This is a genomic window from Sulfurivermis sp., assembly GCF_059410345.1.
The window spans coordinates 42,768-54,768 of the sequence record NZ_JBLJDO010000019.1 but is presented as its reverse complement, the minus strand read 5'-3'; the positions used below and the strand labels follow the sequence as shown (position 1 = coordinate 54,768).

At 63.3% G+C, this 12,001-nt stretch carries 15 protein-coding genes; 4 read left to right on the top strand and 11 right to left on the bottom strand.

From position 1 onward, the window contains the following. Positions 1–152: 152 nt before the first annotated feature. The 7 genes from ACMV8A_RS12950 to nifH all read right to left on the bottom strand — a co-directional run bounded on the left by ACMV8A_RS12950 (position 153) and on the right by nifH (position 5,877). Positions 153–413: a DUF6129 family protein gene (locus ACMV8A_RS12950; protein ID WP_495326290.1), complete on the bottom strand. Its 261-nt coding sequence runs from the start codon at positions 411–413 to the stop codon at positions 153–155. Between the two features lie 3 nt (positions 414–416). Continuing rightward, positions 417–1,127: a dinitrogenase iron-molybdenum cofactor biosynthesis protein gene (locus ACMV8A_RS12945; RefSeq protein WP_495326289.1), complete on the bottom strand. Its 711-nt coding sequence runs from the start codon at positions 1,125–1,127 to the stop codon at positions 417–419. A 4-nt stretch (positions 1,128–1,131) separates the two neighbouring features. Further along, positions 1,132–1,332, bottom strand: a complete 201-nt coding sequence (locus tag ACMV8A_RS12940) for a 4Fe-4S binding protein (protein ID WP_127477631.1) — start codon at positions 1,330–1,332, stop codon at positions 1,132–1,134. Positions 1,333–1,343: 11 nt separating this feature from the next. Then, a complete protein-coding gene (nifT, locus tag ACMV8A_RS12935; protein WP_495326288.1) occupies positions 1,344–1,553 on the bottom strand; it encodes a putative nitrogen fixation protein NifT in 210 nt (69 codons plus the stop codon). 91 nt (positions 1,554–1,644) lie between these two features. Next, complete coding sequence (gene nifK, locus ACMV8A_RS12930) at positions 1,645–3,216, bottom strand: nitrogenase molybdenum-iron protein subunit beta (protein ID WP_495326287.1); 1,572 nt, start codon at positions 3,214–3,216, stop codon at positions 1,645–1,647. Positions 3,217–3,389: 173 nt separating this feature from the next. Further along, positions 3,390–4,862 (bottom strand): nitrogenase molybdenum-iron protein alpha chain, encoded by a 1,473-nt coding sequence (gene nifD / locus ACMV8A_RS12925; RefSeq protein ID WP_495326286.1) that lies wholly within the window; start codon positions 4,860–4,862, stop codon positions 3,390–3,392. 133 nt (positions 4,863–4,995) lie between these two features. Continuing rightward, on the bottom strand, positions 4,996–5,877 hold the full coding sequence (gene nifH, locus ACMV8A_RS12920) for a nitrogenase iron protein (RefSeq protein WP_495326284.1): 882 nt from the start codon (positions 5,875–5,877) through the stop codon (positions 4,996–4,998). A gap of 166 nt (positions 5,878–6,043) precedes the next feature. Here nifH and ACMV8A_RS12915 point away from each other — a divergent pair, with 166 nt between their 5' ends. From ACMV8A_RS12915 to ACMV8A_RS12900, 4 genes are all read left to right on the top strand, one after another. Beyond that, positions 6,044–6,889: an NAD(+)--dinitrogen-reductase ADP-D-ribosyltransferase gene (locus ACMV8A_RS12915; RefSeq protein WP_495326283.1), complete on the top strand. Its 846-nt coding sequence runs from the start codon at positions 6,044–6,046 to the stop codon at positions 6,887–6,889. 189 nt (positions 6,890–7,078) lie between these two features. Further along, on the top strand, positions 7,079–7,930 hold the full coding sequence (locus tag ACMV8A_RS12910; protein ID WP_495326281.1) for an SIR2 family protein: 852 nt from the start codon (positions 7,079–7,081) through the stop codon (positions 7,928–7,930). Between the two features lie 68 nt (positions 7,931–7,998). After that, positions 7,999–8,226 (top strand): hypothetical protein, encoded by a 228-nt coding sequence (locus ACMV8A_RS12905; RefSeq protein WP_495326280.1) that lies wholly within the window; start codon positions 7,999–8,001, stop codon positions 8,224–8,226. Then, complete coding sequence (locus ACMV8A_RS12900) at positions 8,210–9,538, top strand: EAL domain-containing protein (RefSeq protein ID WP_495326279.1); 1,329 nt, start codon at positions 8,210–8,212, stop codon at positions 9,536–9,538. The genes ACMV8A_RS12905 and ACMV8A_RS12900 overlap by 17 nt, the downstream gene beginning before the upstream one ends. Positions 9,539–9,601: 63 nt before the next feature. Here the strand turns inward: ACMV8A_RS12900 and draG are convergent, their stop codons facing one another. From draG to ACMV8A_RS12880, 4 genes are all read right to left on the bottom strand, one after another. Next, positions 9,602–10,492, bottom strand: a complete 891-nt coding sequence (gene draG, locus ACMV8A_RS12895; protein ID WP_495326277.1) for an ADP-ribosyl-[dinitrogen reductase] hydrolase — start codon at positions 10,490–10,492, stop codon at positions 9,602–9,604. Positions 10,493–10,563: 71 nt separating this feature from the next. Next, complete coding sequence (locus ACMV8A_RS12890; protein WP_495326276.1) at positions 10,564–11,145, bottom strand: nitrogen fixation protein NifQ; 582 nt, start codon at positions 11,143–11,145, stop codon at positions 10,564–10,566. A 46-nt stretch (positions 11,146–11,191) separates the two neighbouring features. Further along, complete coding sequence (locus tag ACMV8A_RS12885; protein ID WP_495326275.1) at positions 11,192–11,599, bottom strand: ArsC/Spx/MgsR family protein; 408 nt, start codon at positions 11,597–11,599, stop codon at positions 11,192–11,194. A gap of 130 nt (positions 11,600–11,729) precedes the next feature. Continuing rightward, positions 11,730–11,990 carry a 4Fe-4S dicluster domain-containing protein gene (locus ACMV8A_RS12880; protein WP_495326274.1) on the bottom strand — a complete coding sequence of 87 codons (261 nt, stop codon included), beginning with the start codon at positions 11,988–11,990 and terminating at the stop codon, positions 11,730–11,732. Positions 11,991–12,001 lie beyond the last annotated feature (11 nt).

Here is a 12,001-nt window from a genome sequence, read left to right as displayed (position 1 = left end):
GGCATCACGCAACAATTGCACATCGGCCACCTTCCACGGCGACCGCAATCCAAGAATCTGGGCGTACAGGTCTATGTCTCTCATGGTTCAACAGGCTAAGCTACCCACTCGATCCGGGGAAGAGCCTTATTTTGTATTGCTACGACTGCCCTTCATGACACCTCGGCCACGACCACCCCACTGGCCACCGCCGCATCACTGGTCAGGCTCATGCAATGACTGCTGCCGTCCACCAGATAGAGATTGAAGCGCTCGCGCTCCACCACCGGCCTAGCGCGAATCACGTCATCATCGGCGCAGACGGTGAAGGTCAGCGCCGGGAAATCAGCGCGCAGACGCGCAGCGAGCCCCGGCGCCGCCGGATCGTCAATGGCAGCCGCGATGGCCGCCAGCTGCGCGTCGTTGACGGCCATGGCTCACGCCTCCTCGGCGTCGGGCATGAAGCGCTCGAGGTCGGCGCGATGGCCCATGATGCGGGCCAGCCAGGGCGGCGGTGAGCCGGCCAGCACCCGCTGCAGATCGGCCAGGATCACCTGTGCCTCGCCGCCGTGCGGATACTTGATAGGATGCACGCCGGCCTTCACCACCTTGGCCGCCGCCGGGCCGCCGATGGATACCACGCACAGCAGCTGGCAGTCATTGAGTTGCGTCGCGCGATCGGCGTTCTTGTCGATGCCCTCGCCGTCGGTGCTGGCGCGGCGCACGTCGATCAGGCGCAATTCGTCCGCCGCCACCTGATAGATGAGGAAACGCAGGCAGCTGCCGAAGTGGCCGTCCAGGTTCTCGCCGCTGTTGGAGGCGATGGCGACGCGGATCGATCCGGGCATGTCGCCTGCCTGGTAATTCACGGGCTTGGGCAGGTCCGGGTCATCGACGGCGGGCGTGGCCTTGCCCCACAGGCAGTCCATCGCCGCCTTCATGGCAGGCATCGCCACGTTGCCGTAGCGGCTGTCGGCCGCGCTGCGCAGGGTGCGCACGGTGATCTGGGCCAGCTTGTCCTCGGTGAGCGGCATGCCGACGGCCTGCACCAGCACCTGCATCAATTCAGCGCTGTCGGTATCCGGCAGCTTCCGTGCCGCCAGACCGATACGCAGCGCCGCCTCCCGGGTAAGCCCCTGGGCGCCCATGGCGTCATGCCTCCAGCGGCAGGATGCAGTTGTCGATGGGACAGACATCGACGCACTGCGGATCGTCGAAATCACCCTCACACTCGGTGCAGGTGTCGGCGTTGATGGCGTACAGACCTTTTTTCTTCACGATGGACTGGGTCGGGCAGACCGGCTCGCAGTCGCCGCAGGAGGTGCACTCTTCTTTAACGATATACAAGGCCATGATGGTAGCTCCTACAGTTTTTTGGCGCGTATGGTGGTCGGCAGCTTCGGTGCCGGCATCGGGTCGATGTAAAACAACGAACCATCCGTCAGCTTCACCTCGCCGCCCCATTTCTCCGCCGTGGAAAATTCCATCGTGTCGATGGTCTCTTCCAGGTCTTTCTTGGCGACGTAGAAGGAAAGCCTGCCGTCCGCCATCTGTCGAATCATCACGCTGGGCATCTCTTGAACCTCAGTTGCGAGTTGCGAGTTGCGAGCTTCGAGTCCGGGCCGAAAACCCGAAACTCGAAACCCGAAGCTCGTAACTGTTCCTTTACCGCACCAAGTCGAAGTTGTAGTCGGTGGTGCCCATGCCCATGGTCTCTTCGTCGAGACGCTCCAGAACGGCGTTGACCAGAGTGGTGAGGATGTACATGGCGCCCTCATAACCCAGGGTGGTCATGCGGTGCAGGTGGTGACGATCGAAGATCGGGAAGCCGAGGCGAATCAGCGGCACCTCGAACTCCTCGCCCTTGTACAGCGTGTCGCGCTGGATGAACTTGCCGTAGCTGTTGCCGATGAGGAAGTCCGGCTTGTTGGTGAAGCACAGCGAGCGCAGGTGCCACAGGTCGGCGCCGACATGCACCTGGGTCTCCTTGCCGTACGGCGACGCCTCCAACATCTTCTTCATCGCCTTACCCCACTTCTTGTTGGCGTTGTGACAGACGATGTCGGTGGGCTCGGCGCCCAGCTCCAGCAGGAACTTGGTCAGCCCCATGAGGAAGTCCGGATCGCCGTACAGGGCGAACTTCTTGCCATGCAGCCAGGCATAGCTGTCGGTCATCATGTCGACCAGGCGGCCGCGCTCCAGCGTCAGCGAGTCCGGGATGGCCTTGCCGGTCAGCTCGGAGATCTTCATCAGGAACTCATCGGTCCAGGCCAGCCCCATGGGGATGTTGAGCTTGGGCACGTCGTGATTCCAGGTGGTCTCGACATACTTCTTGGTCTTTTCGAGCTGGGACGGCTGCAGCATCACGGTGGTGATGGCGTTGGGTGCATCCTTGATCTCGGCCTGGCTGGTACCGCCGGCATACATGCGGAACTGGCCGTCGGCCGGGGTATCGAGCACCTCGGTCGGGTCGGACAACAAGGTCGCCTCGACGCCCATTTCCTGCATCATGCGCTTGATGACGCGGTAGTTACCCAGGTAGGTCTCGAAGCCTGGAACGAAGTTGATCTTGCCGTTCTTGCCCGGTGCCTTGCCTTCCATTTCGTTCAGCGTGAAGTAACGCAGGATGCCCTCTTCCATGTTGTCCCAGCCGGTCACATGCGAACCAACGAAGGACGGGGTGTGGGCGAACGGAGTCGGAAATTCGGTGGGGATGCTGCCGCCCTTCTTGGCATTGCCGATGAAGGCATTCAGGTCGTCACCGATAACCTCGGCCATGCAGGTGGTGGACACAGCGATCATGTCCGGCTTGTACAGCGCCTTGGCGTTCTCCAGGCCGGCGTGCATATTCTTCTGGCCGCCGAATACCGCCGCGTCTTCGGTCATGGAGTCGGATACGCAGGCGACTGGCTCCTTGAAGTGGCGGTTGAAGTAGGAACGGAAGTAGGCCACGCAGCCCTGCGAACCGTGCACGTAGGGCAGGGTCTTCTCGTAACCGAGCGCGCACAGCACGGCGCCCAATGGCTGGCAGGCCTTGGCCGGGTCAACGGTCAGTGCCTCACGCTGGAAATTGAGGTCCTGGTATTCCTTGGTGGTGGTCCACTGGAACACCTCGTCGATCTTGGCCTTGGGCACGACGTTTTCGTACTTCGCCCGCTTGTTGGCGAGAGTTTCCTTGTATTCCGGCTCGCGGAACAAGGGATAGCACGGCTTCACTTTTTCAGCAGACTGGCTCATTGCATTTCTCCTGCCGCGCCACTCATGCGTGGACGACGGCTCAGTAAAGATTTGCCGCAGAGACGCGGAGACGCAGAGCACTAGATGCGTTCCGTTCCATGCGTAGTTACCTGCCGCAGAGCGCCAACCGCATAGTCATCTCTGCGCCTCTGCATCTCTGCGGCAGATTGGTCTTACTCGTTCACGGCCTTCGCTACCGGGGCCTCGGAACCCGCCAGCCACGGCGCTTTCATGCCGCTCCAGGTGGGGCTGTTGATGGCCATGTCCATGTCGCGGGCGAAGATGGCGAAGCCGTCGTAGCCGTGGTACGGACCGGAGTAGTCCCAGCTGTGCATCTGGCGGAAGGGGATGCCCATCTTCTGGAAGATGTACTTCTCCTTGATGCCGGAGCCGATCAGGTCGGGCTTGACCTTCTTGACGAACTCCTCGAACTCGTAGCCGGTGACATCGTCATAGATCAGGGTCGCGTTGCCCATCTCCTTGACGGTGCGGTCGTAGTCGTCGTTGTGGGCGAACTCGTAACCGGTACCGACCACCTCCATGCCGAGGTCTTCGTAGGCGCCGATGACGTGGCGCGGGCGCAGGCCACCGACGTACAGCATCACCTTCTTGCCTGCCAGGCGCGGCTTGTACTTGTCGACCACCGCCTGCATCAGCGGCTGATACTTGGCGATGACGCGCTCGGCGCCCTCCTTGATCTTGTCGTCGAAGTGGGCCGCGATGGCACGCAGGCTTTCGGCGATCTTGGTAGGGCCGAAGAAGTTGTACTCCAGCCATGGAATACCGTACTTCTCTTCCATGAAGCGGGAGATGTAGTTCATGGAACGGTAGCAGTGCAGCAGGTTGAGCTTGACCTGCGGGCAGGCCTTCATCTCTTCCACGGTGCCGTCGCCGGACCACTGCGCCACGACGTTCAGGCCCATCTCCTCCAGCAGGATGCGCGAGGACCATGCGTCGCCGCCGATGTTGTAATCTCCGATGACGGACACGTCGTAGGGACCGCCCTCCTTCTTTTCCACGCCGTCCAGCATGTGGTCACGGATGGCGTCGTTGGCGATGTGATGACCGAGGGACTGGGACACGCCGCGGAAGCCTTCGCAGCGCACCGGCACAACCGGCTTGTTGAGTGTAGCGGCGGCCTTCTTGGAAACGGCCTCGATGTCGTCACCGATGAGACCGATGGGGCACTCGGACTGCACAGAGATACCCTTGTTGAGCGGGAACAGCGTCTCCACTTCCTCGATCAGCTTGGCCAGCTTCTTGTCGCCGCCGAACACGATGTCCTTCTCTTGGAAATCGGAGGTGAAGTTCATGGTGCCGAAGGTGTCCACGCCGGTGGTACCGACGTAGTAGTTGCGGCGGCCGGCGCGCGAGTACTGACCGCAGCCCACCGGGCCGTGGGAGATGTGGATCATGTCCTTGATCGGACCCCACACCACACCCTTGGAACCGGCGTAGGCGCAGCCGCGGATGGTCATCACGCCGGGCAGCGACTTGCGGTTGGAGGTAATGCATTTGCCGGCTTTGTCGAGGCTGGGGTCGTTGGCCATCAAATGCTTGGCACGATCCTCCCGGGCCTCGGCGGGATAGACCTCGAGCACCTCATTGATGAGGGCCTCGGTCTCTTCTCGGGTCATCGTCGTCATGGTTTTCTCCTCTCGCCGCCTAATCCGGCGGACGATGAAAAAGATCAATGTAGGATGGGTGGAATGCAGCGCTACCCATCAGACTTCCTGGCACGGTGGGTTTCGCTTGCGCTCCACCCACCCTACCGGTGCGTCAGGCCGTCGCCAGCTCTGCCGCGGTCTTGCCGACGATGGATTCGTCTTCCTCTTCGAGGATGCCGAACTTCATCATCACGTCTTCCAGCTCGTCCATGGTCAGCGGAGTGGGGATCACGAACATCTTGTTGTTGATCACCTTCTGCGCCAGGGCACGGTACTCGTCGGCCTGCTTGGCCTTCGGGTTGTACTCGATGACGGTCATGCGGCGAATCTCGGCGCGCTGCACTTCGTTGTCACGCGGCACGAAGTGGATCATCTGGGTACCCAGCTGACGGGCCAGCTCTTCAATCAGCTCGTCTTCACGGGCGGTGTTGCGGCTGTTGCAGATCAGGCCGGCCAGACGCACGCCGCCGGAGCTGGCGTACTTGACGATGCCCTTGGCGATGTTGTTGGCGGCGTACATGGCCATCATCTCGCCGGACACCACGATGTAGATTTCCTGCGCCTTGTTCTCGCGAATCGGCATGGCGAAGCCGCCGCACACCACGTCACCCAGCACGTCGTAGAACACGAAGTCCAGGTCTTCGTCGTAGGCGCCTTCCTCTTCCAGGAAGTTGATGGCAGTGATGACGCCGCGGCCGGCGCAACCCACACCGGGCTCCGGGCCACCGGACTCGACGCACTTCACGCTGCCGTAACCGACGGAAAGCACATCTTCCAGCTCCAGGTCCTCCACCGAGCCGGCTTCAGCGGCCAGGTGCATTACAGTGGTCTGAGCCTTGGAGTGCAGAATCAGACGGGTCGAGTCAGCCTTGGGATCGCAGCCGACGATCATCACCTTCTTGCCGGCCTCGGCCAGGGCCGCCACCAGATTCTGGGTGGTGGTGGACTTGCCGATGCCGCCTTTGCCGTAAATCGCGCATTGACGTAGTGCCATGGTATGTTCTCCTTGCGTTGGGACACGGATTAACCTGTCGAACAGGTATGAGCAACGCCCATGCCAACATCGAAATCACGCGTTAGAACACTGGATTTACTGGAATTTTTTAATTCGACACGGTGCCGTCAGGCAGTGTCATGTACGACAAAGGCGCAGCAGCTGTATGGTTAGCGACAAAGCCCCCCCGGCCGCCCCGAACCCCATGTTGCCGGCCTGCGCGCGCCTGCCCATCAACCGCTGCAACCTACCTGCGGTAATCCTCGGCAGCCTCACCTTCCAGCGCCATCCCACCGCCCTGCGCATCGACGGCGTGGCCGAATTGCACCGCGAGCTGTACCGTCTGCTGGCGCCGCTGGAGCGCGCCGAGCACCGCGCGCATCTGTTCATGGATTATCTCGCTGCGCACTTTCTGCTCGATGCACCGGAACAGGCCGGGCTCGATCCCTCGTCGCGGCTGCAACGCCACAAGGCCGACTACCTGCGCGTGCTGCGCGGCTGGTCCTTCGATGCCGACGGCCGCGAGGGGGCGGTGGTAAAGGGTTGGGTGGAATCGCGCTTCGGCCTGTTGCCACGCCATCACGGCGCGCCGATCCGCGACGCCAACGATGCGACCTATCACGCCTATATGGAGGCGCGCGCCCAAGGCTTGTACAGCACCAATGCCCTGGAGGCACAGCTCGACCTGCTCTACGCCTATTGCCAATACGAACTGGGCCGACAACACCCGGACACCACCCACCTGCGCCTGTACCGCGGCGTCAACCGCCTGGAACAGCACGACGTATTGGCCAGCCCGGGCAAGGGCCGGCAGATTCTGCTGCTCAACAGCGCCAACTCCTTCACCGATCAGCGCGAACGGGCCGATGAATTCGGCGATCGCATTCTGGAAGTGGACGTGCCGCTGCCGAAGATCCTCGCCTACAGCCGCCTGCTGCCGGGCCGGCTCAAGGGCGAGGACGAGTACATCGTCATCGGCGGGGTCTACGAGGTGCAAAGCCATGCCTTGTAACAGGGAGCGCTTTGTCGCAATCGCGACAAATTGGTGCGTCCCTCCCCAATACGGCCGCCGCAAACCCCAGTAAAACAGTCATTTCAAAGGTCGGCCCGCTAATTGCAATGCTTGCGCCAGCACGCACGCACGCACGCACGCACGCATGCACGCACGCACGCACGCACGCACGCACGCAAGGAGCCTTCCATGACCACTCTGCATCTCGATGAAATCGTTGCCGGCCTGAAGGACGGCAGCATCGCCGCCTACCTCGGTCCCGATGCCCTGCGCGGCGCGGTCGATGCCGCCGGCGCACCGATCCCCGCCGACGGCGAAAGCCTGATCCTGGCCATGAACGGCGGCCGGCCGATGGCACCCAAGCTGATGTACGAATTCCCCCGCGCCGCCATGAACCTGGAGCTGAAAAAGGGCCGCAGCTTCGTCAACCGCTTCCTCACCAAGACCTACGCCGACACCCAGTGGAGCCGTGCGCCGCTGCACGACTGGCTGGCGGAAATCAAGCCGCGCTACGTCATCGACATCAACCGCGACACCCAGCTGCAGGACAGCTATCGCACCACGCCGCATCTGCTCATCCAGGGCTTCGCCCGCATGGTCGGCGGCTTTCGTTTCCGTATCTATCAATACAACGGCAGCGCCTACCGCGAGGTGACCCAGGAGGAGGCCGACGCCTCGCTGCCGGTGCTGTTCAAGCCCATGGGCTGCCCGCAGCCGCAGGCCAGCTACATCGCCGCCGACGCCGACTACGTGGACTACATCACCGAGCTGATGGGCGGCTTCGCCATCCCCTCCTTCCTCAAGCAGCAGCGCAAGGGGATGCGCTACCTGCTGATCGGCCTGTCGCTGACCCGCGACACCGAACGCATGGTGCTGTCCAACATCATTTACGACGCGGCGCAGCCCGCCGGCTGGGCGCTAATCCCCAACGCCACGGCGAAGGAACGGCGCTTCTGCGCCAAACTCGGCCTCGACGTGATCGACGCCGGTATCGAGGCACTGTTGAGCGGCACCCTGCCACCGCAGGTGCACACTGCCTGATACGGTTGCGGAAGCCCGGTGCACCGGGCTCCCGCAAAATTCACCCAACCCAATTGAGTTGATCTGCCATGAAATTCACCACCTGCGTCAACCGCACCGCCTGCACCGAGGACGGCACCCACTGCCGCGCCTGCGGCCGTTCGCATGAGGAAATCGCGCGCCTGCGTCAGCTCACCGACGCCGTCACCGCCTTCGCCATCGACATGGACTACGACAACATGGATGACTTCCTCCACTACCTCACCGGCAAGGTGAACAAGAAAGTGAAAGCCGTCCGAGATGAACGCCCCCGCTGAATTCTTTCTGCCGCCCCAGGACCGCACCGACGTGCGCCTGCCACCGGCGCACCAGCGCTCCTTTCTCGATCAACTGCTGCACGACAATGTTCAGGAACAAAACGGACTCGCCACTGCCACGTTCAAGGAATATCAGCTGAGCAGCGCGTTCCAGCCCATCTTCGGCCTGGCCCATGGCCGTCCGGTCGGTTACGAGGCGCTGCTGCGGGCAAGCAATGCCGCCGGCGCCGCGGTATCGCCGCTACAGGTATTTGGCAGCGTGGAAACCACTGAGGGCATCGTGCATCTCGACCGCACCAGCCGCATGCTGCACGCGAGCAATTACCGCAGCCTCGCCCGTGCCGACACCTGGCTGTTTCTCAACATCAACCCGCGCGTGGTGATCGAAGGCAGCCTGTACGGCCCATTCTTCGCCGAGCTGCTGGCGCACAGCGGACTTGCCCCCAGCCAGGTGGTGGTGGAGATACTGGAAAACGAAATCACCGACGAAGGCCAGTTGGCCGAATCGGTGCGCTATTACAAGGATTTGGGCTGTCTGGTGGCCATCGATGACTTCGGCGCCGGCCACTCCAATTTCGACCGTATCCTGCGCCTGGCGCCGGACATGGTGAAGCTGGATCGTAGCCTGTTGCAGCAGGCGCGCAGCAATAGCGTCGCCCGCCGCATGCTGCCCAGTCTAGTGGCGTTGCTGCACGAGGCCGGCTGCCTGGTGGTACTGGAGGGTATCGAGGACGAGGCCGAGGCCTTGCTGGCCATGGAGGCGGACGCCGATTTCGCCCAGGGCTACTTCTTCGCCCGCCCGGCCCCCGCCGCGCAGTTACACATTGCACCGCGCAGCCTGTTCGACAGTTTGAGTCGCGCCGCACGCGCCGGCCTGCATGGCGAGGCCACACGACACGCCGCCGCCCTGCAACCCTGCAGCCGGGCCTTCGAGCAGTGCAGCGCGCGTTATGCCGCCGGCACCGCGCTGCAGGAGGCCGCGGCCCCGTTGTTCGCGAGCAGCGATGTCCTGCGCTGTTATGTGCTGGATGGAGCCGGCGTGCAATTGGGTGGCAACCTCGTGCCGCCTCACAACAGAACCACGCTGCACCCGCGCTATGCCCCGCTGCGCGCCACCACCGGCTGCGACTGGAGCGGGCGCAGCTATTTCCGCCGCGCCATCGCCGAACCCGGCACGCTGCAGATCACCCGGCCGTATTTCTCCGTCACCGATGCCGCCATGAATATCACCCTGTCCCAGGCGGTACGCCGTGGCACAGCGTGGCATGTGATCTGCTGCGACATACGTTATCCGCTGAACGGCATGGTGTAACGGTGCTGTTGCTTTATAAGATACACCGCTAACCCGGCCTACATCGGCAACGTCATCAGCTCGTCAGGAGTGCAGTGCCAGCAGCGCCCGCGCCTGCTGTTCGCACGCTGTGCGCACCGCGGGACTGAGCGCCTTGAGCCAGGCGGTAGGGATGCCCGCCAGGCCGTAGCACGCCCCGGCCAGCATGCCGGCGATGGCGCCGGTGGTATCGGCATCGCCGCCGCGATTGACCGTTTCCACCAGGCAGTCGGCAAAGCTATCGGTATCGAAGAAGCATTGAAACACCGTCTGCAGGGTGTCGACGATGTAACCGGTGGGGTTCTCGCGCGGCTTGCCACCGCGAAAGCGAAAAGACGGATGCTGTTCGATAAGCCGATGCACCTGCTCATGCAGCACCTCGACGCGGCTGCGCCCGGCGAGAAAGGCCTGCACCATTTCGACGACACACAGCGTGCCCGCATCGGACAGGGCATGGTTGTGGGTCACCCGCGCCTGCGTCAGCACGGCCTCCCTGACCGCTGCACGGTCGTGATTGTGCGTCGCCAGCGCCACAGGCAACACACGCATGCAGGCGCCGTTGCCCGCATCATGCTCGTTGGGCGGGGTGCAGGTATCGCCGGTCTGGCGGAAACGCAGGATGCCGCGGCGCACCGTGTTGCCAATGTCCACCGGCTTGCTGCGCATCCAGCCATCGAAGGCGCGCGCGGCGGCCAGGGCATCCACCCGCCCCTGCTCCAGGATCGACTGCCCCAGTGCCAGCGCCATGGTGGTGTCGTCGGTGACCTCGCCGACCTTAAGCCGTAGCCAGCCACCGCCGCGGATGGTGTCATGCACACCGTACTCGGCGCGGATCTCGCGTGGCGTCATGAACTCCACCGTGGCGCCCAGGGCATCACCAATGGCGAGGCCCAGGTAGGCGGCCACGGCGCGGTCCTCGACCTGAATGTCTGGCACGGCTAAGTCCAAAGCAAATTCTGGCCTGTGCGGTAGACGCTGTCTTTCAGACCCGTGGGTGGAGTAGCTGCTCACTCCTCCGGCCCGAAGCAGCGCAGATAATCGTCGCACACCTCGCACGACGGCGAGCGGCAGGTATAGACGCCCTCCTGGTTGCAAAGCTGCTTGTAGAAGAAGCGCTTCCACTTCATGTCCCGGTCGTTCTTGGCCTTGAGGGCAGGAAAGTTGTGCTCGATGAGCGCCGACAGATCCTGGCGCGACCACAGGCCCAGGTCCTGCCACAGATGGTCGCTGCCCGTACAGCCGGCGGCCAGGATGTCCGCCATCCACTCCTTCTCCGGCGTCACCCTGGGGCAGTGGGCAAGGAACAGCGTACGCAACTCGTCCAGCTCCGGCGCCCGTGCCAGGTCAACTTCCGGCCCGGCCATCCAGGCCTCCGCCGCCGCCCCGGGAAAGTGCAGCCGCATCATGGCGGCGAACTGCTTGTGCGACAGGCCGAGGCAGAACGGCATGGCGCCGAGGCCGGCGCGCTGGCTGGCCAGCATGCGCGCCAGCGGCTCGTCATTGCCTAGTCCGGCCGCCTGCGCCTTCAGCTCCGCATACAGGTCGCGCACATCCAGCGTCGCCATCTCATTCATCGTCAGCACCATCATGACCATCTCCTTCGTCTGTACGATTCGTCGTCCGAACGGTCCTCCGCTAACTGCAGCGGTGTCCTGCGGTACGCGGACAGGACTCGTCCGCCTGCGCCGTGTTCAAATCGATGCCCAGCAGCGCCATCACATCCGCCGCCTCGAACCCCACGGCGCGCCATCCCTCCACATCCAGCAACGGACGGCGGATCAGCAGCGGGTCAGCCAGCATCAGCGCCAGTGCCTGTTCGGCGCTGACGGCGCCGGGGTCCACGCGACCGGACGTCACTGCCGGCGCACTGCGGTTGAACCACTCCGCCACCGGGCGCGCACCGAAGAAGCTGAGCAAGCGCTCGGCCGTCCACGGTTCGGTCAACAGGTTGCAGGCCTCAACCTCCAGGCCAGCGGATGCCAGGATGGCCTTCTGCCGCGTGTTATTGACGCAGCCGGGCTTTTCGTAGAACAGCACGCGCATGGCACTCAGCGCCTGCGGCTGTAGTGCAGCAGCGCGCTATGGCGCACGCGCGCCCGCTGCGGCAGATGGCCGTAGCCGTCATGGTCCAGCATGCCGAAACAGAACTTCATCATCCGCAGCCACATGATCATCACCCCAGCGCCGCAATACGTTCCGGCGGTATATTGGTCAGCGAACCCGGCGGATTGAGCGGCTCACCGAATGCATCGACGATGGCGCACTCGATGGGGCAGATGCTGGCGCACTGGGCATCGGCATAGTCGCCGTCGCACTCGGTGCACTTCTTCCCATCGATGACGAAGTGCGGTACCGCGGCGGCGATTGCCTGCGACGGGCACAGCGGCTCGCAGGCCCAGCAGTTGACGCATGCAGCAACGATTTTGAATGCCATGATCGGTCTCC

Coding starts and splice junctions, on each gene's coding strand:
- ACMV8A_RS12950 (WP_495326290.1), bottom strand. CDS start 413: ATGGCCGTCAACGACGCGCAGCTGGCGGCCATCGCGGCTGCCATTGAC.
- ACMV8A_RS12945 (WP_495326289.1), bottom strand. CDS start 1,127: ATGGGCGCCCAGGGGCTTACCCGGGAGGCGGCGCTGCGTATCGGTCTG.
- ACMV8A_RS12940 (WP_127477631.1), bottom strand. CDS start 1,332: ATGGCCTTGTATATCGTTAAAGAAGAGTGCACCTCCTGCGGCGACTGC.
- nifT (WP_495326288.1), bottom strand. CDS start 1,553: ATGCCCAGCGTGATGATTCGACAGATGGCGGACGGCAGGCTTTCCTTC.
- nifK (WP_495326287.1), bottom strand. CDS start 3,216: ATGAGCCAGTCTGCTGAAAAAGTGAAGCCGTGCTATCCCTTGTTCCGC.
- nifD (WP_495326286.1), bottom strand. CDS start 4,862: ATGACGACGATGACCCGAGAAGAGACCGAGGCCCTCATCAATGAGGTG.
- nifH (WP_495326284.1), bottom strand. CDS start 5,877: ATGGCACTACGTCAATGCGCGATTTACGGCAAAGGCGGCATCGGCAAG.
- ACMV8A_RS12915 (WP_495326283.1), top strand. CDS start 6,044: ATGGTTAGCGACAAAGCCCCCCCGGCCGCCCCGAACCCCATGTTGCCG.
- ACMV8A_RS12910 (WP_495326281.1), top strand. CDS start 7,079: ATGACCACTCTGCATCTCGATGAAATCGTTGCCGGCCTGAAGGACGGC.
- ACMV8A_RS12905 (WP_495326280.1), top strand. CDS start 7,999: ATGAAATTCACCACCTGCGTCAACCGCACCGCCTGCACCGAGGACGGC.
- ACMV8A_RS12900 (WP_495326279.1), top strand. CDS start 8,210: ATGAACGCCCCCGCTGAATTCTTTCTGCCGCCCCAGGACCGCACCGAC.
- ACMV8A_RS12890 (WP_495326276.1), bottom strand. CDS start 11,145: ATGATGGTGCTGACGATGAATGAGATGGCGACGCTGGATGTGCGCGAC.
- ACMV8A_RS12885 (WP_495326275.1), bottom strand. CDS start 11,599: ATGCGCGTGCTGTTCTACGAAAAGCCCGGCTGCGTCAATAACACGCGG.
- ACMV8A_RS12880 (WP_495326274.1), bottom strand. CDS start 11,990: ATGGCATTCAAAATCGTTGCTGCATGCGTCAACTGCTGGGCCTGCGAG.